Annotated in this window: 15 protein-coding genes; 6 read left to right on the top strand and 9 right to left on the bottom strand. The window is 71.3% G+C overall.

Annotated elements, in window-relative coordinates:
- Window positions 1-45: 45 nt before the first annotated feature.
- The 4 genes from ID574_RS17165 to ID574_RS17150 form a co-directional block, all read right to left on the bottom strand.
- Window positions 46-507 carry a hypothetical protein gene (locus tag ID574_RS17165; RefSeq protein ID WP_188189894.1) on the bottom strand — a complete coding sequence of 154 codons (462 nt, stop codon included), beginning with the start codon at window positions 505-507 and terminating at the stop codon, window positions 46-48.
- 71 nt (window positions 508-578) lie between these two features.
- Window positions 579-2180: a GMC oxidoreductase gene (locus tag ID574_RS17160; protein WP_188189893.1), complete on the bottom strand. Its 1602-nt coding sequence runs from the start codon at window positions 2178-2180 to the stop codon at window positions 579-581.
- Between the two features lie 13 nt (window positions 2181-2193).
- A complete protein-coding gene (locus tag ID574_RS17155; RefSeq protein WP_188189892.1) occupies window positions 2194-2700 on the bottom strand; it encodes a carboxymuconolactone decarboxylase family protein in 507 nt (168 codons plus the stop codon).
- A complete protein-coding gene (locus ID574_RS17150; RefSeq protein WP_188189891.1) occupies window positions 2697-3779 on the bottom strand; it encodes an NAD(P)H-dependent amine dehydrogenase family protein in 1083 nt (360 codons plus the stop codon). The genes ID574_RS17155 and ID574_RS17150 overlap by 4 nt, the downstream gene beginning before the upstream one ends.
- A 195-nt stretch (window positions 3780-3974) precedes the next feature.
- Here ID574_RS17150 and ID574_RS59740 point away from each other — a divergent pair, with 195 nt between their 5' ends.
- The gene (locus ID574_RS59740; RefSeq protein WP_223166780.1) at window positions 3975-6233 is read left to right on the top strand and encodes a protein kinase domain-containing protein; all 2259 of its coding nucleotides are present in this window, start codon (window positions 3975-3977) and stop codon (window positions 6231-6233) included.
- A 5-nt stretch (window positions 6234-6238) separates the two neighbouring features.
- On the opposite strand, the gene ID574_RS17140 is transcribed toward ID574_RS59740, so the two are convergent.
- The gene (locus ID574_RS17140) at window positions 6239-6823 is read right to left on the bottom strand and encodes a hypothetical protein (RefSeq protein WP_188189890.1); all 585 of its coding nucleotides are present in this window, start codon (window positions 6821-6823) and stop codon (window positions 6239-6241) included.
- A gap of 131 nt (window positions 6824-6954) precedes the next feature.
- On the opposite strand from ID574_RS17140, the gene ID574_RS17135 reads away from it, so the two are divergent.
- Window positions 6955-8286, top strand: coding sequence for an MFS transporter (locus tag ID574_RS17135; RefSeq protein WP_188189889.1), 1332 nt, complete (start codon window positions 6955-6957; stop codon window positions 8284-8286).
- A gap of 29 nt (window positions 8287-8315) precedes the next feature.
- Here the strand turns inward: ID574_RS17135 and ID574_RS17130 are convergent, their stop codons facing one another.
- Window positions 8316-10223: a primary-amine oxidase gene (locus ID574_RS17130; protein ID WP_188189888.1), complete on the bottom strand. Its 1908-nt coding sequence runs from the start codon at window positions 10221-10223 to the stop codon at window positions 8316-8318.
- A 327-nt stretch (window positions 10224-10550) separates the two neighbouring features.
- Between ID574_RS17130 and ID574_RS17125 the strand changes: the two genes are divergently transcribed.
- A complete protein-coding gene (locus tag ID574_RS17125; protein ID WP_188189887.1) occupies window positions 10551-10925 on the top strand; it encodes an STAS domain-containing protein in 375 nt (124 codons plus the stop codon).
- A 7-nt stretch (window positions 10926-10932) separates the two neighbouring features.
- Here ID574_RS17125 and ID574_RS17120 read toward each other — a convergent pair whose 3' ends face one another.
- Window positions 10933-11211 carry a hypothetical protein gene (locus ID574_RS17120; protein WP_188189886.1) on the bottom strand — a complete coding sequence of 93 codons (279 nt, stop codon included), beginning with the start codon at window positions 11209-11211 and terminating at the stop codon, window positions 10933-10935.
- A gap of 248 nt (window positions 11212-11459) precedes the next feature.
- On the opposite strand from ID574_RS17120, the gene ID574_RS17115 reads away from it, so the two are divergent.
- On the top strand, window positions 11460-11810 hold the full coding sequence (locus tag ID574_RS17115; RefSeq protein WP_188189885.1) for a helix-turn-helix transcriptional regulator: 351 nt from the start codon (window positions 11460-11462) through the stop codon (window positions 11808-11810).
- A gap of 53 nt (window positions 11811-11863) precedes the next feature.
- Here ID574_RS17115 and ID574_RS17110 read toward each other — a convergent pair whose 3' ends face one another.
- A complete protein-coding gene (locus tag ID574_RS17110; protein ID WP_188189884.1) occupies window positions 11864-12985 on the bottom strand; it encodes a cobalamin-independent methionine synthase II family protein in 1122 nt (373 codons plus the stop codon).
- A 315-nt stretch (window positions 12986-13300) separates the two neighbouring features.
- Between ID574_RS17110 and ID574_RS17105 the strand changes: the two genes are divergently transcribed.
- Entirely contained in the window at window positions 13301-14071 is a 771-nt protein-coding gene (locus ID574_RS17105; protein WP_188189883.1) for a SigB/SigF/SigG family RNA polymerase sigma factor, read from the top strand.
- A gap of 75 nt (window positions 14072-14146) precedes the next feature.
- Here ID574_RS17105 and ID574_RS17100 read toward each other — a convergent pair whose 3' ends face one another.
- Window positions 14147-14947, bottom strand: a complete 801-nt coding sequence (locus tag ID574_RS17100; protein ID WP_188189882.1) for an SDR family oxidoreductase — start codon at window positions 14945-14947, stop codon at window positions 14147-14149.
- A 90-nt stretch (window positions 14948-15037) separates the two neighbouring features.
- Between ID574_RS17100 and ID574_RS17095 the strand changes: the two genes are divergently transcribed.
- Entirely contained in the window at window positions 15038-16690 is a 1653-nt protein-coding gene (locus ID574_RS17095; protein WP_188189881.1) for an FAD-binding dehydrogenase, read from the top strand.
- Window positions 16691-16730: the final 40 nt, after the last annotated feature.

Genomic DNA, 16730 nt, shown 5'->3' with positions numbered 1-16730 from the left:
TACGGTGGCGTTTCCGCTCGGCTCGTTACGCGGACGGCTGTCCGCTCAGGGCATCTTGTACTCGGCGGGCGAGCCGCAGTAGCTGATGCCGATCGGGGAGGAGTTGAAGCGGCACACCCCCACGACCACGCGGTCGATGGCGGTGACCCCCGTCGGGTCGGACAGCGCGAAGGAGAACTTGACCTGCTCGTCGTCCGCCTTGTACGTCTCGTAATCGACGATCGTGCTGCCGTTGTAGGCGGTGAAGGTGGCGGTGGAGTACATCCCGTCCCTGTTCTGGCAGATCGAGGGATGTGCCTCATCGGACAGATAGCCCTCGACCCGGACCGTCGGACGGATGACCGGCCCCTCCACCCATTCCAGGCTCCCCTCCGTGAGCCCGCGTCGGCAGGAATCCCCCGAGTCGGCGTGGAACGGCACCACCGACTGGGCCACCGCCGCGGACTGAGCCGTGAGCAGACCGGCGGCGACCAGGGCCACCAGCGTCGGCCAGGCACGTAAACGCATGGCTTCGACCTTCCTGTGATGGTTGATCCGGCCCCTGCATCCTGAACGTCGAAGGGGCGGTGTGCCAGCCCTCACAGGTCGGTTGCAATGATTTGCTCAATGTTGCGCTCGGCCAGCGCCGTGATCGTCACGAACGGGTTGACCGTGGTGTTGCCGGGGATCAGCGCCCCGTCGATGACGTACAGGCCGGGGTATCCGGCCAGGCGGCCGTAGTTGTCGGTGGCCTTGTTCAGAACCGCCCCGCCGAGCGGGTGGTACGTCAGGTGGTCGCCCCAGATCTTGTAGACGCCGAACAGATCGGTCCGGTAGATCGTCCCCTCCTTGGCATTGATCTTGTCGAAGATCGTCTTCGCCATGTCGATGGACGGCTGCTTCCAGGCGGCCTGCCAGTTCAGGTCCACCTTGCCCGCCGCCGCGTTCCAGGAGAACTGGGCGCGATGCGGGTTGTTCGTGATCGACAGGTAGAACGACGCGTACGTCTCGATCCCCGTCGGCAGCGGCGCGACCTCGGCGAACGCGCCGCCGGCCGCCCAGTTGTCGATGCCGCAGCACGGAATCGCGGACTGGCTGGCGCCGGTCGGGTCCCACATGTGGTTGGCGCGGCCGCACATGACGTTGCCGTTGTCGCCCCAGCCCTTGCCCACCTCGCCGTTCAGGTTCGGCAGCGCGCCGGTGGCCTTCAACCTGACCAGCAGCTTGCTGGTGCCGACGCTGCCGGCGGCGAAGAACACCCGGTCCGCGGTCACGGTCTTGGTGGCCGTGACGTTCCCGGTGGTGTCGATCTGCTCGATGACCACCGTGTACCGGCCGGCTCCCGCCGGGGCGACCGAGGTGACCTTGTGCAGCGGCGAGACGGAGACCCTGCCGGTGGCCTTCGCCCGGGCGAGGTAGGTCTGCTGCAGCGTCTTCTTGCCGTGGTTGTTGCCGTAGAGGATCTCGCCGGCCAGCGCCGACTTGGTGACGGTGCCCGCTTCCTCCTGCTTCATGTAGTCCCAGTCGTACACGTCCGGCACGAACACGAACGGGAAGCCCGAGCGCTGCGCGTGCTTTCGGCCGACGCGGGCGTACTGGTAGTAGGCGGTGCTCTCGAACCAGGCCGGGTCGATGGTGGCGACCCCGAGGCCGGCGTTGGCGCGCGGGTAGTAGACGTTGTACATCTCGTCGGCGTTCACCGACGGGAGCACGGAGCCGAAGTTCTCGCGTTTGGGCGTGACCGCCATGCCGCCGTTGACCAGCGACCCGCCGCCGACGCCGCGGCCCTGGTAGACGGTGATCCCGCCGAACTCCTCAGCGTCCAGGACACCGGTGTGGCGCGGGATGTCCCGGTCGATCGGGAAACCGAGGAAGTAGTTGAGCGGCGCCTTGGTCCTGGTGCGCAGCCAGTACGAGCGGTAGTCCGGCTCCCGCGTGTTGCAGAAGATCTTGCCGTCGGGGCCCGGCGTGTCCCAGGCCATGCCCATCTCGATCATGTGGACGTTCACGCCCGCCTGGGCCAGGCGGAGCGCCGCCACGGAGCCGCCGTACCCGGTGCCGATCACCAGGACCGGGACGTGCGCACCGTCGGCGATCGGCGCGGCGGCGCGCGCCGGGGTGGCGCCGGCGCCGAGGGCCGCGACGCCCAGGACGGAGCCGGCTCCGGTGATGAAGCCACGCCGAGAGATGTCGTCGCTCATGGGATCCTCCCTCTCATCGACGCTCGCCGGCGGGCGACGGACCGCCGCCGGGCAGCACGCAGGCGGTGTCCAGGCCCAGCACGCGGTTGAGCCGGCCGAACGCCCACCAGGAGCCGATGCTCATGCTCAGCTCCACGATCTCGGCGTGGCTGTAGTGCGCGGTCATCCGCGCCCAGAACTCCTCGTCCAGGCCGTGGTGGTCCAGGGCGTACCGCTCGGCGTACTCGGCGGCCAGGCGGGTGCGCTCGTCGAAGGCGTCCGTGGTGCGCCACTCGGCCACGGCGTCGGCGAAGCCGTCCTCGACCTTCTGCCCGTCCCGCTCGGTACGCCAGTCGAGGCAGAACACGCATCCGTTGAGCTGGGCGATCCGCAGCCGCGCGGCCTCGAACTCGCGCAGGCCCAGCGTCGTGTCCGCGTACACGGACAGCGAGAAGTTCGAGGCCGCGGTGCCGATGCCGGGGACCATCTCGCCCCACACGTACGCGATGGGGTCCTTGCCCTCGGGGATGTCGATGATCACGGGCGGTCGCCTCCTCGGAGTTTGCCGGTGGCCGGACGCAGCGGCACGTCGAGCGCGTCGTACAGTCCCGGCTCGGCCTCGACGAGCCAGTCGATGGCGTTCACCAGGCGGCCGGCGGCCGTGGCGTTCCCGCCCGCGGCGCGGTTGCCGCCCTCGTCGGTGGCCTCGACCGTGACCTCGATGCGCGGCCTGCCCTCGATGATCACTCGGTGCGCCCCGTCCCCTTGGAGAGGTGACGGCCAGTCGGGGGCGCAGGACGGGTGGATGCGGGTGACGTGCTCGACGACGATGCGGGGCTCGCCCGCGACCACACCCTGCACCTCGAACCGCACCGCGCCCTGCGTCCCGGCCGCGAACTCGCCCATCGAGGCGGTGGTCACCGTGGCGTCGAGCGGGCGGCGCTCCACGGTCTCGCGGATCTCGTCGAGTTCGACGCCGAGTGCCCTGGCCATCAGCCGCACCTGGCCGCCCCACACCATGGTGGGGACGGTCGGCGCGATCATCGGCGGCTCGTAGTCCATCGGCCGGCCCATGCCGACCAGGTCGCGGACGGAGCCGGGCTGGTCGTACGCGGAGTAGTCGAAGATCTCCTGGCAGCGGATGGCGTCCACGGTGCTGCCGAGGCCGCTGATCAGCAGCGGCAGCACGTCGTTGCCCCAGCCGGGGTCCACGCCCGAGACGAACAGCGAGCCGCCGCCCTCGCCGATCGCGGCGAGCACCCGCTCGCGCAGCTCGGGCGGGGCGTTGCGCTGGTCGTAGAGCGCGTAGAGGGAGGGGGTCACCACCACGGCGCCGGCCCGGATCGCCCGCAGCACGTCGGTCAGGGCGTCGTCGGGGCGGATGTCGCCGGAGGCGGCGTACACGACGGCGCGGGGGCAGGCGGCCAGGACGGCGTCCACGTCGGTGGTCGCCGCCAGGCCGAGCTCGTGGTCCAGTCCGGCCAGGGTGCCGGCGTCCCTGCCGGACTTGCCGGGGTCGTGGACCACGACGGCCGTGAGCTTCAGCGCGGGATGGGCCTCGACGGCGCGGATGGCGGCGCGGCCGACGTTGCCGGTACCCCAGATCACCGTGGAGACCATGGCCGGAGCGTAGCAAGCGCTTGGTTTGCTGTATAGGTGCGATCTCACAGGTTCGCCGGGCCTGTCGTGAGGCGCCGGCGACCGCCTCGGCTGGAGCGCCGGGCGAAATCTGGCGGATCATCGAACCAGTGGCCGCCGTCGCACGTCTTTTTTGAACGGGCTCTCTACATCGGAGCGAAGGGCGGCCACGCGAACATGATCGGTCCGGAGACGGCGCTGGCGGGCCGCTACCACCTGTTGTCGCGGCTGGGCAGCGGTGGGCACGGCGAGGTGTGGCGCGCCCGTGACACGCTGCTCGACCGGGTGGTCGCGGTCAAGACGGTACGGGCGGGGCTGGACGGCGACCCCGAGTTCGCGGCCCGCTTCCACGCCGAGGCCCGCTCCATGGCCACCGTGGACCATCCCGGCGTGGTGGCCGTGTTCGACTACGGGATCGCCGAGATGCCCGGGAGGCGCACGCCGTACCTGGTCATGCAGTACCTCGACGGCGAGCCGCTCCACCTGCTGCTGTCCCGCCGGGGGCGGATCGCCGCCGGGCCGACGATGGACCTGGTCGCGCAGGCCGCCGCGGCGCTCCAGGCGGCGCACGAGGCCGGCATCGTGCACCGGGATGTCAAACCCGGCAACCTCATGATCCGCCCCGACGGGACGGTCGTGCTCACCGATTTCGGCATCGCCAGGACGGCCGACGACCTGGGGCTGACCGCCTCCGGCATCGTGCTGGGCACCGCCACCTACTGCGCGCCCGAACAGGCCGAGGGCGACGCGCCCACCCCGGCGATGGACGTGTACGCGCTGGGCGTGGTCGCGTACGAGTGCCTGGCGGGGCGGGCGCCCTTCGACGGCGAGAGCGCGGTGGCGATCGCGCTCAAGCATCTGCACGAGATGCCTCCGCCGTTGCCCGCCGACGTGCCGGTGGCGGTCGCCGAGGTCGTCAAGCGCGCCCTGGCCAAGGATCCGGATGATCGCTGGCCCACCGCCGCCGCCTTCGCCGCCGCGGCCCGCGCCCTCGCGGGCGACGCCGGGCGTCCTCTGGCGGACGGGCAGCCCGCGGGCCGGGGCGCGGCGGCGGACGGGCGCGGGACCGGCGCCTCCGGCGGCAGTGCGGCGGTCGCGCCACGAGGCGCCGCGTCGGCCGCGGACGCCAGGACGACCTCAGCGGGAACGGGGGAGCGGGGCGCCGCGCGTGACGGCGGGACGACCGGCAGAGCGCGCGCCATCCCTGCTACCGTGCCGGGCCGGGATCGCGCCGATGGGCCGGACCGGGGGCGTGCCGCCGGGGCGGGGCAGGATCGTGTCGGCGGGCCGGGGCGGGATGGTGCCGGTGCGGGGCGGGCTCCGGCTGCCGGGATGCGGAGGTCGCGTCGTGCCGGGATCGGGGCGCTGGCCGTGGGAGGCGGGCTCGCCGCGGCGCTGATCGCGGGTGCGGCGGTGTCGTGGAGCCTGATGCGGGACACCCCGCCCTCCACGGCGGCGTTGCAGGCGCGCATCGAGGAACAGCCGCCGTCCGCCCAGGCGGAACCCTCACTGGAGCCCATGACGGACACGGAGGACGGCGAAGTCCGCGACAAGCCCCCGACCTCGGAATCCTCGGCGGACCCCGGCAGGTCCACGGAGTCCGGCACCACCGAAGATCCGAAGACGCCCACGGAATCCCGTGACCCCGCCCCGGCCCCGGGCGTGCTCGCCGGTGGCATCGTCCACGTCGGCGGCGCCTCTCCCAGCCCGTCCGGCGCCGCCGACGGCTACCGGCCCGGCCTGGTCGAGGTCTACACCGCCAAAGGTCGGCGGGTGGCCGAGCAGCGCTCGGACCGGCGCGGCTTCCGCTTCTCGCTCCCACCGGGCGGTTACCGCCTCCAGACCGACCTGGGCGACGAGACGTGCTCGACGAAGGCCGAGGTCGAATCCGGCCGGACCACCCGCGTGGACCTGAAGTGCACCATCGCCCAACCCCCGCCGAGCCCCGTCTTCCTGACCGCAGGACTCAAGGACGTGGCCGGAGACGTCAAGGAAGGCCCGAACGCGGGCGAGGCGCCGCCGTACGCCGACCTCCTGAGCGCGGCCACGAAGGCCGGCGAGGACGGCGTGACCCTCGAGTTCGTCACCGCCGGCCCCGTCCCCACGGCCGTGCCCTCAGAGGGGGACACCCGCCGCCACTGGGCGGCCTCCTTCGAGCAGGGCGGCAGGACGGCGACCCTGTCGATCACCGGCGTGAAGGGCACGTGGACCGTCCAGTGGGCGGCGAAGGACGGCAAGACGGGCCTGCCGGACAAGGCGGATCAGGCGACGGCGCCGGCCAAGCCCGTGATCTCGGGCCCGCGCGTCTCCGTCGCACTCGGCCCGAAGGCGCCGCTGAAGGCGGCCCCGATCGACTTCACCAAGCCCTACCGGATCGTCGCCGCCGAGTCGCACGTGGTCCAGGTGTCCCACGGCTGGTCGGACACCGCCCCCTGATCCGGTCAGGAGGTGGGCGACGGGCTCGGTGACGGGCTCGGTGTCCCGGGCTGCGTCGGGGTCGGTGACGGGCTCGCCGGCGCGGTGCCCGGGGCGGTGGGGGAGGGCGAGCCGGGCGGAGAGGGGCTGATGGTCGCGTACTGGCCGGTCCGCTCCTTGATCGGGACGTTCAGGCGGAGGGGCTCGGCGCCGCTGAAGACGAAGGTCATCGGCACGGTGGTGCCGCGCACGCCGGTCACCCGCACCGTGCCGAGGGGCTGCTCGCCGACGCCGACGGGCTGGTTGGGAGGCACGGTGACGGGACCGGGGAGCTGCACCGACCCGCCGCCCTCAACGGTGATCCGCTCCAGCCGCACCGGCTCCCGGCCGTCGTTGATCAGCACCCCGTACAGCGTCTGCTCCGGGGCGGGCGAGGCCGGATCCGTGCCGCCGAGGAGGAAGACGTTGCGGACCTTCACCCTCCCCACGTCGGCGTTGGCCCCTTCGTTCTGGGGCACGTCCTGCGCGGTCGTGTCGAACCCCGCGAGCGCGCAACCTGCGGCGGCGGCCGCCAGGACCGCGGCGATCACGGCAGAGGCGATGGGACGCATCGCTATGCCCTCCTCTCGGCACCCCTCGTCGCCCCATGGCTACCCCTGAACACCAGGCTGAACCCAGTGACCACTACCAAGAGTTCATGTAGCGTCACGAGCGAAGCGGGACCCTACCGGAGGAGCGGTAGATGGTTGAGGAACGGGCGCTCGACGCGACAGGTCAGCAGAAGAGACGGCAGCTGGTCCGGGCGGTCATCGCCTCGGCCGTGGGCACCTCGATCGAATGGTACGACTTCTTCCTCTACGGCTTCGCCGCCAGCACGATCTTCGCGGAGCTGTTCTTCCCGACGAGTGACCCGACCACGGGCCTGCTGCTGGCGCTCGGCACGTACTTCGGCGGTTTCGCCGCCCGCCCGATCGGCGCGGCGATCTTCGGCCACTACGGCGACCGCATCGGCCGCAAGGCCACCCTGATCATCACGCTCCTGACCATGGGCGTCGCCACGGCGCTGGTGGGCCTGGTGCCGACGTACGACCAGATCGGCATCTGGGGCGGCATCCTGCTCACCGTCCTGCGCCTGCTCCAGGGCATCAGCGTCGGCGGCGAATGGGGCGGGTCCGTCCTGCTCGCCACCGAGTGGGGCAAGTCGCGCGGCGGGCGGCGCGGGTTCCTCGGCAGCTGGCCGCAGTTCGGGGTGCCGGTCGGCCTGGTGCTCGGCTATCTGGCGCTGCAGGTGTTCCAGCCGGTGGACCCCTACTGGGGCTGGCGCATCCCGTTCCTGCTCAGCATCGTGATGGCCGGCGTCGGCCTCTACATCAGGCTCGGCATCCTGGAGACCCCGGTCTTCACCAAGGTCCTCATGGAGAACAAGGTCGAGCGCGTCCCCGTACGCGAGGTCATCGTCAGGAACTGGCGGGAGATCGTGCTGAGCGCGCTGCTGCGCACCGGGCAGCAGGCGCCGTTCTACGTCTTCACCGTCTTCATCCTGACCTACGCCACCAAGACGCTGGGCTTCGCGCCCTCCGACGTCTACACGTACGTCATCGTGGCCGGCGTCGTCTCCCTCTTCACCGTGCCGTTCTGGGGCTACATCTCCGACGTCGTGGGCCGCAGACGCCTGTACATCGTGGGCGCCGCCGCCATGGTCGTCTGGTCCTTCATCTACTGGCCGCTGCTGGACACGCGGGTGCCGTCGCTGGTCTTCCTGGCCATCGTGCTGGCCGCGCCGATCCACGACATCCAGTACGGCCCGCAGGCCACGTTCATCGCCGAGAGCTTCACCGGGCGGCTGCGCTACAGCGGGGCCTCGCTCGGCTATCAGCTGGCGTCCGTCACGGCGGGCGGGCCCGCACCGCTGATCGCGGTCTGGCTGTACGCGACGTACCAGAGCTCGTTCGCCATCGCCGTCTACATGGCCATCTGCGCGTTGATCAGCGTGGTGGCGGCGTTCGCGCTGAAGGACCGCTCGCAGCACGACTACGCCGTCGAGTACGACGAGCCGCAGCCCTCGGCGAGCTGAGCGGATCGTCGAGGCGCCCGGCCGCCGGCTCAGCCGCAGTGGCGGCCGCCCGGCTTCGGCAGGTCCAGGGCCGGGTTCCGGTCGAAGAAGCCGACCGGCCGGAGGGTGAAGCCGCAGCTCTCGGCCGGCATGACCGGCCAGTCCTCAGGGCGGGGCACGTGCGTGATCCCGAACGTGTGCCACAACACCACGTCCGCGCCGTCCAGGTCGCGATCCCGCGCCACCCACGCCGGCAGCCCGTCCTGCCCCCGGCTCTGGTTGACGTAGTCGCCGGCCGGGTAACGCTCGGCGGGGTCGTACCTGGTCACCCACAGATGCTTGGTGGCGAACGCGGCGCGGCGCGCGATCGACGAGCTCCCGTCCGCGAGCAGCGTCGGCCGCCCCTGCGGGACCAGCGCGTACGCCACGGGCCGGCCCAGCCGGTTGGCCACCGCCGGGTTGCTGACCTGCCAGGAGCGCCCCGACGCGGGCGCGGCCAGGCGGGCGGCCTCCGCCTCGGTACGCAGCCGCGTCGCCGTCGTGGTGAAGGCGTTGCCGTACGGATTGCCCTCACCCGGCCCCACCCGGGCGAGCTCGACCTCGTCCACGGCGTTCGTCACCCCGTCGACCATCATGTCCAGCCGGGCGCAGAACAGGTGCTGGTGTAACGGGGCGCCGAGGCCGGGCGCGACCTCGCTCGCGTACCGGCCGTCCTCGTACGCCGAGGTGAACAGCACGCCCGTCGACTTGCACTCGAACCGGATGCCGCCGTCCAGGTAGAGGTGCCAGTAGAAGCCGTAGTCGTAGTTGCCCACGGTGGCGAAGTACGACACGACGAGGCGGCGCGAGCGGCGGGTCTCGGCCGATCCCGTGAACAGGTCGCTGTGCTTCCACAGCACGCCCTGGTCCTCCTCGTGCAGGCAGATGGCGTTCTCGATCGTGTACGGCTCGCCGTGGTCGTCGGCGAGGACCGCGTCGAGGTAGGTGATCTCGCCGAGGCAGTCGCAGCCCAGGACCAGCGAGTTGGCCATCTTGCCGAGGGAGTACTCGCCGGCGTCGAAGTAGTTCTGCCAGAACCGGGCGGGTGCGGGGTCGGCGTACGGCACCACCATCTCGGCGATCGAGGCCCGGTAGAGAATCGGGCGCTCGCGGTCGCCGTCGCGGAACGTCACCTGGTGCAGCACCAGGCCCTCGCGCGGATCGAAGCCGAGCCGCAGCCGCCAGTTCTCCCACTCCACCACGTCGCCCTCGACGGTGAAGCTCGGCCCCTCCGGCTGGGTGATCTCGAGGGGCTTGAGCGTGGTGCGCGCCGGGCCGGTGAAGCTCTCGTCGTCGAAGTTGCCCTCCTCCTGCGGCACGGGCGCGAGCCGGTGGTCGAGGAGTTCGACGACCCGCCGCTCGATCAGGTCGACGTACGCGACGAGGCCGTCCACCGGGTGAGCCCACGGGTGGTCCTCGGGGCGGTGCTTGACGAACGTGAGCACCCGCAGCAGGCGGCGGCCCCGCTCGCCGGGCAGGTCGAAGTCGCCGGCCGACAGCGGGCAGGGGCAGGCCAGCTCCAGGTCCGTGACGCCGCGCCGGGCCATCGCCGCCCGCCACGCCGGGTCGGCCTTGACGACGGCGTCGACGAGGGCGTACTCCTCGATCATGATGGGCGGCTGGCCCTCGGCCGCCGGGTCGAGGTCACGCCGGCGCACCAGCTTGTCCTGGGTGAGGGAGACGACGGCCTCCGCGCAGGCGCCGGTCGCGGTGTCGAGCAGCACGCTGAAGACCTGCCGCTCCGGCGCGGCGTCGCCGGTGAAGGCCAGGACCTCGCTCTTGGGCGGCTCGTGCAACTGGACGAGCGGGAACCGGGTGTCCGGCCCCACCAGGCCCGCCTGGGCCAGGACGGAGCGGTTGTGCCGGATCTCGCCGGCGGTGAGCCGGTCGAGGGGATGGGTTGCCTGCGAGTCCGTCATGTCGTGGGCTCCTCCTGCCGCCGTCTGCCGGGGTTCGTCGGACAGCACCGACCACCCTGTTCATCTGCTCGGGGGCTCCCGCCGTTCCACGGATCCCGATCGAAGGCCTCACAGGCGAAAATTTTCTACGGAAAGGTTATTCCGGTATTCTTTATCGTAAGTTACGGTGGCTGTAGAGAGCTTTGGTCCGATCCTTACGTGGCAGACAGGGAGGCTGCGATGTCGCTTGCGCAGCACCCGGTCCGGGCGCATGCCGCCCCAGGCCGGCGGCGCCCCTCGAGTCGGCTGGACATGCGCTATTCCTCCGGAGAGGCGGGAGAAAAGGCCATGGAGGGGACGGTCCCTGAGGAGGGACGCGACGGTTCCGGTGCGACGCGGGCCGTCGGCGAACAGGTGCTGTACGCCGACAACCTCGTGAGCGTCACCTGCACCGTGCTGTCGGGCCTCGCGCTGGTGCGGGTCGCCGGCGAGGTCGACCACTCCAACAGCGCCGAGCTGGTCCGCGTGCTGGAGCAGGCCCGGGGGATCGGCGACCGCCTCGTCGTCGACGTCGGCCGGGTGACCTTCATCGACGTCACGGGGACCAGGGCGCTGGTGGCGTTCATCGGCAAGGACGGCGCCCGCGTCAGGAACGTCCCGCACCAGATGGGCCGTCTGCTGCGGCTCATGCAGCTGCCGTCGTTCGACGGGCCCAGGCGGTGAGGGAGACTCACTCGGGCGGGCGGCGGTGCTCGCCGACGAGGTGGCCGTTGTGCCGGATCCGGGCCGCGTCGTACGGGCTGCTCGGACGGGTGACGATGGACTCGGCGATGCTGTCGGCGTGCATCCGATCGACGCCCCAGCCCACCGTGTGCCAGCTCCCCTGCCCGTCCTCGCCGGTGGAGTCCAGTACGGCGATCTCGAAGAGCTGGGCGGCCGGAGCCGGGGTGCAGGAGACATGTCCGGTGCCCACACCGGTCCGTCGGCCGTCGATACCCGGCTGTTCCATGTGGATCTCCCTTCTGCCCTTGACGATCTCGTCGGCGACGAGGGCCGCACGATTCCGGAACAAGGTCATACCCGGCTTCGGGCACGGAAACATCAGCGCCGGCGCGTATCGATCAGCCGGAGCCTGGGGAACATCAATCTGCAGGCCGGATACCAGAAGAAGAGTTCGCTATAAAATCTTCTGGCGAAGAGCCTCATGTCTCGATGGGAGGGCTGAGGTCCTGCCAGAGCCAGGAGCGTGAGATTTCGATGAGCAGCAACGAGGATCGTCCTTCCTCCTCCTGGACCTTCCTCACTCACCATGCCAGGGTCCTGATGGAGATCGCCCGTGATCCCGAGGCGCGGCTGCGCGACATCGCCGCCGACATCGGCATCACCGAGCGGGCCGTGCAGGGCATCGTGTCCGACCTGCACGCGGGCGGCTACGTGACGCGCGAGCGCGTGGGCCGGCGCAACCGCTACAGCCTCAACCTCGACCGGAGCTTCCGCTACCCGACCGAGGCCAACGTGCCCGTCCGCCTCCTCATCGAGATGTTCACGCAGCACGACCTCTGGCGACAGCGCTTCGACCGCTCCGACCGGGAGTCGAGCTCCCACTGACCGGGGCCGCCGCGACAGCCGCGTGGCCGGCGGCGGCGGCCCCGGTCGCGCGCTCAGCCCCAGACCTTCTGCGCGGTGTCCACGACGAGCTCCAGCTTGCGCCGCTCCTCGTCCACGGTGAGCAGGTTGCCCCTGGCCGTGGAGGCGAAGCCGCACTGCGGGCTGATCGCGAGGTTCTCCGGCGGCACGTACGCGGCGGCCTCGTCGATGCGGCGGCGCAGCTCGTCCTGGGACTCTAGGTTCGGGGTCTTGGACGAGATCAGCCCGAGGACGACGGTGGTGCCCCGGGGGACGAAGCGCAGCGGTTCGAAGCCGCCGGCCCGCTCGCTGTCGTACTCGAGCAGGAACCGGTCCACCGGGACCTCGCCGAACAGCCGCTCGGCGATCGGCTCGTAGCCGCCCTTGGACATCCACGCGCTGCGGTTGTTGCCCCTGCAGATGTGCATGCCGACCGTGACCTCCGGGTTCATGGCCTTGGTCGCGCGCACCAGCTCGGCGTCGATCGCGACCGTCGACTCGAGGAGGCTCTCCGGGTCCGGGGCGGCGGGCCCGAAGATGCGTGCGCGGAAGTCCGGGTCGATCACGAAGTTGTAGCTCAGCGAGTCCAGCTGGATCCAGTTCACCCCGAGGTCCAGCAGGCCCTCGATCTCCTTGATCCGCAGCGCGACGAGGTCGCGCATCATGTCGGCGGGCGTGGGGTAGGCGGCCTGGCTGATGTCGGGCCGCCACAGGAGGTTCCCCATCGAGGAGCTCATCATCGTGATCTTGAACTGGCCGGGCGCGTGCCGGGCCAGGAAGTCGGCCTCTACGGCGGTGAGGCGCGCCTTCTGGGTGAGCTTCTCCTTCGCGGCCACCATCTGGAACGCCGTCTCGTCGGGCGGCGCCATCGTGCCGTCGTCACGGAACCACGCCGAGCTGGGCGCCTCCACGGGCACCACCCCGCCCAGCGACTCCAGCAGCCCGGCCATCCACGTGGCCCGCCGCATCTCGCCGTCCGTGAAGACCTCGATCCCGGCCTCGCGCTGGAGCTGGATCGCGGCCAGCACCGCGTCGTCCTCCAGCTTCGTCAGCTGCTCGTCGCTCAGCTCGCCCCTATCGCGCGCCGCCCTGGCATGCAGCAGCTCGGGTGGCCGTAGCAGGCTCCCGACGTGCTCGGCGTGGTGGTTCGCGGGCATACTTCCTCCTCGGTGTCAGGGACGCGGGAGACCGGTGGCGCCCGCGCCGGCCGTGAGGTGAGAGTCCACCCGCCACTCTCCGCCGACAGGGGAGCGCCGTCCACCCCCTGCCGCTCGCGCGGCGGCCGCGGGACGGTGCTCGGGGACGTGCGGCCGTGATCTCTTCGTGATCTAATATGGTGATAAATCGGGATTCTTGGGGAATCACAGACCCGAAGTCCAGCAGAGGGCTTCGACTCACGCGAAAACGTGACGTGCCTCTGCCTGGGCTTTTCCATGTGCAGGGGCGCCTCAGACTTACTCTCGGAGTATGAGATGGCAGTCCTGGAGATCGCACTTGAGGAAATGACCGCCGAGCAGCTCCTGGCCGAGCTGAATCGGCCGGAGACCACGGAGTTGCAGCGGGACCGCATCCGCGAGCGCCTGGTGGAAATGTACGCCGGTCTGGTCAACGAGATCACCCGCCGCTACTACTACCGCGGCGAGCCCATGGAGGACCTGCGCCAGGCCGCGTACGTCGGCCTCATGAAGGCCATCAACGGTTTCGACCCGGAGCTCGGGCACGAGTTCCGCGGCTACGCGATGATCACGATGGTGGGAGAGGTCAAGCGCCACTTCCGTGACCGAACCTGGGCCATCAGAGTGCCGCGTGTCTACCAGGAGCGGCGCCTGGAGCTCAACAAGGCCACCGCCGAGCTCACGCAGACCCTCGGCCACGCGCCGACCGTCGCGGAGCTGGCCGACAAGATGGGCATCTCGGAGGAGGACGTGCTCCTCACGCTGGACGCCTCGTCCGCGTACAACACGCTGTCGCTGGACGCCCCGGTCGGCGGGGAGGAGGACGCGGCCGACCTGGGCGACTTCCTTCCCGCCCAGGACGACTCGCTGGACGACATGCTGGGCAGGTACGCGGTCAAGCCGCTCATCGACGCGCTGCCGGACCGGGAGCGGAACATCCTGCTCATGCGCTTCTACGGCAACATGACGCAGTCCGAGATCGCGGCCGAGTTCGGCATCTCGCAGATGCACGTCTCGCGCATCCTGCGCGCCGTGCTCGCCAAGCTGCGCGCGGCCCTGCAGGACTGACCCGGTCCCGGAGGTTCGTCACGGCCACCTCGCGCCGCCCGACCCTGGGCGGCGCTGGAAGCCCGCCGTGAGCCGTCAGCCGGTGCGCCAGTCTCCCGAGCCGAGTGCGCCGGCGGCCTGCGGTCCCATCAGTCCCAGGGCGCCGTCGACGAACACCGTCGCCCCCGTAACGTACGAGGCCGCGGGGCCGGCGAGGAAGGACACGACCGCGGCCACCTCGCGGGCGTCGCCCGGCCGGGGGATGGGATAGCCCGGCCGGCTGCCCACCTGCGGCGGCACGTCCTCCTGGCCGGTCATCGGCGTGGCGATCTCGCCGGGTGCCACGGTGTTCACGGTGATGCCGTACTCGGCGAGCTCCAGCGCCAGCACCCGGCTGAGCATGCGCAGCCCGCCCTTGGCCGCGCAGTACGGGCCCGCGCCCACGCGCGGATACTCCTCGTGCACGCTGGTGACGTTGACGATGCGGCCGCCCCGTCCCGTCGCGACCATGCGCCTGGCGGCCCGCTGCGCGCACAGGAACGCGCCGTCGAGGTCCACCGCCAGGACCGACCGCCAGCGCTCGTAGCCCATCTCCAGCAGCGGCTCGCCGGTGCCGGTGCCGGCGTTGTTGACCAGCACGCCGAGCCCGCCCAGCTCCTCGGCCAGCTCGTCGACGACCGCCGCGGCGGCCTCCGGATCGGTCAGGTCGTGCCGGCGCACCGCCGGGGCCCGGCCGAGCCCGCGTACCAGCCCGGCTGTCTCCTCGGCGCCGTCCCGGTCGCTGTGGTAGGTGATGCCGACGTCGAACCCCAGCTCGGCCAGCGCCACGGCGGTGGCCTTGCCGATGCCCGAATCGGCCCCGGTGACAACCGCTACCTGGTCGTACATGTCGGTCATGTCGCTCAACTCCGGCTCAGGGCTACTCCGCCCCCGCTACCCGGCACTTCTCCCATCACACCCGCCGCGCCCGCTCGCTAGTCTCCTCGCATGAACGCTGACGTCATCGTCGTCGGGGCCGGGCTGGCCGGTCTGGTGGCGACCTGTGAGCTCGTCGCCAGGGGCAAGAGGGTCGCCCTGGTCGACCAGGAGAGCGCGGCCAACCTCGGCGGCCAGGCCCACTGGTCCTTCGGCGGCCTGTTCCTGGTCAACACGCCGGAGCAGCGGCGGCTGGGCGTGCGCGACTCCGTCGAGCTGGCCTGGAGCGACTGGCAGGCCAGCGCCCAGTTCGACCGGCTCGACGACGCCGACTCCTGGGCCGTGCGCTGGGCGCGGGCGTACGTCGAGTTCGCAGCGGGCGAGAAGCGCGCCTGGCTGGACGGTCTCGGCGTCAAGCTGCTGCCCACCGTCGGCTGGGCCGAGCGCGGCGGCCTGCGTGCGGACGGGCACGGCAACTCCGCGCCGCGCTTCCACATCGCCTGGGGCACCGGCCCCGGCGTGCTGGAGCCGTTCGTCCAGCGGGTCCGGCGGGCCGCGGCCGAGGGGCTGGTCGTCTTCCACCACCGTCACCAGGTCGACGAGCTGATCGTCTCCGGCGGCGCCGTCCAGGGCGTGCGCGGCACGCTGCTGGCCGAGGACGACGCGCCGCGCGGCGTCCCGTCCAACCGCGACAGAGTCGGCGACTTCGAGCTCACCGCCTCGGCGGTGATCGTCACGAGCGGCGGGATCGGCGCCAACCACGACCTGGTCCGCCGATACTGGCCGGAGCGGCTCGGATCCGCACCGCGCAGCATGCTCACCGGCGTGCCGGCTCACGTCGACGGGCGCATGCTGGAGATCAGCGCCGCGGCCGGGGCGCGGCTGGTCAACCGCGACCGCATGTGGCACTACACCGAGGGCGTGCGCAACTGGAGCCCGATCTGGCCCGGACACGGCATCCGGATCCTGCCGGGCCCCTCCTCCATGTGGTTCGACGCGCTCGGCCGCCGCCTGCCCGATCCCTGCCTGCCCGGCTACGACACGATGGCCACGCTGCGCCACCTGCGCAGCACGGGGCACGACCACTCCTGGTTCGTGCTCACCCAGAAGATCATCGAGAAGGAGTTCGCGCTGTCGGGCTCGGAGCAGAACCCCGACATCACCAGGAAGGACCGCCGGGCGTTCCTCCGCGAGCGGCTGGTCGGCAAGGGCGCGCCGGCCCCGGTGGAGGCCTTCAAGCGGAGCGGCGCCGACTTCGTCGTCGCCTCGACGCTGGAGGAGCTGGTCGCCGGGATGAACAAGCTGACCGATGAGCCGTTGCTCGACCCCGAGCTCGTACGCCGCCAGATCGTGGCGCGCGACCTCCAGCTGGCCAACCCCTACAGCAAGGACGCCCAGATCCAGGGCATCCGCAACGCCCGCCGCTACGTCGGCGACCGGCTGGGCCGCGTCGCCACCCCGCACCGGATCCTCGATCCGGCGGCCGGGCCCCTGATCGGCGTCATGCTGCACGTCCTCACCCGCAAGACGCTCGGCGGCATCCAGACCGACCTGGACGCGCGCGCCCTCGGCGCGGACGGCCGGCCGATCGAGGGGCTTTTCGCGGCGGGAGAGGTGGCCGGGTTCGGCGGCGGCGGGGTGCACGGCTACAACGCGCTGGAGGGCACGTTCCTCGGGGGCTGCCTGTTCTCCGGCCGAAAGGCCGGCCGGGCCGCCGCGCGGTGACCCGGCCGAGTGGTCATCCCTAGGTCCAGGTGACCGGCAA

Origin of the sequence: Nonomuraea sp. SYSU D8015 (assembly GCF_008065375.1) — a bacterium.
Classification (GTDB): Bacteria; Actinomycetota; Actinomycetes; order Streptosporangiales; family Streptosporangiaceae; genus Nonomuraea.
This window is presented reverse-complemented; position numbering and strand designations above follow the sequence as displayed.

Excerpts from the sequence above, each read along its gene's own strand:
- ID574_RS17165 (WP_188189894.1), bottom strand. The coding sequence starts at position 507 with ATGCGTTTACGTGCCTGGCCGACGCTGGTGGCCCTGGTCGCCGCCGGT.
- ID574_RS17160 (WP_188189893.1), bottom strand. The coding sequence starts at position 2,180 with ATGAGCGACGACATCTCTCGGCGTGGCTTCATCACCGGAGCCGGCTCC.
- ID574_RS17150 (WP_188189891.1), bottom strand. The coding sequence starts at position 3,779 with ATGGTCTCCACGGTGATCTGGGGTACCGGCAACGTCGGCCGCGCCGCC.
- ID574_RS59740 (WP_223166780.1), top strand. The coding sequence starts at position 3,975 with ATGATCGGTCCGGAGACGGCGCTGGCGGGCCGCTACCACCTGTTGTCG.
- ID574_RS17140 (WP_188189890.1), bottom strand. The coding sequence starts at position 6,823 with ATGCGTCCCATCGCCTCTGCCGTGATCGCCGCGGTCCTGGCGGCCGCC.
- ID574_RS17135 (WP_188189889.1), top strand. The coding sequence starts at position 6,955 with ATGGTTGAGGAACGGGCGCTCGACGCGACAGGTCAGCAGAAGAGACGG.
- ID574_RS17130 (WP_188189888.1), bottom strand. The coding sequence starts at position 10,223 with ATGACGGACTCGCAGGCAACCCATCCCCTCGACCGGCTCACCGCCGGC.
- ID574_RS17125 (WP_188189887.1), top strand. The coding sequence starts at position 10,551 with ATGGAGGGGACGGTCCCTGAGGAGGGACGCGACGGTTCCGGTGCGACG.
- ID574_RS17120 (WP_188189886.1), bottom strand. The coding sequence starts at position 11,211 with ATGGAACAGCCGGGTATCGACGGCCGACGGACCGGTGTGGGCACCGGA.
- ID574_RS17115 (WP_188189885.1), top strand. The coding sequence starts at position 11,460 with ATGAGCAGCAACGAGGATCGTCCTTCCTCCTCCTGGACCTTCCTCACT.
- ID574_RS17110 (WP_188189884.1), bottom strand. The coding sequence starts at position 12,985 with ATGCCCGCGAACCACCACGCCGAGCACGTCGGGAGCCTGCTACGGCCA.
- ID574_RS17105 (WP_188189883.1), top strand. The coding sequence starts at position 13,301 with ATGGCAGTCCTGGAGATCGCACTTGAGGAAATGACCGCCGAGCAGCTC.
- ID574_RS17100 (WP_188189882.1), bottom strand. The coding sequence starts at position 14,947 with ATGACCGACATGTACGACCAGGTAGCGGTTGTCACCGGGGCCGATTCG.
- ID574_RS17095 (WP_188189881.1), top strand. The coding sequence starts at position 15,038 with ATGAACGCTGACGTCATCGTCGTCGGGGCCGGGCTGGCCGGTCTGGTG.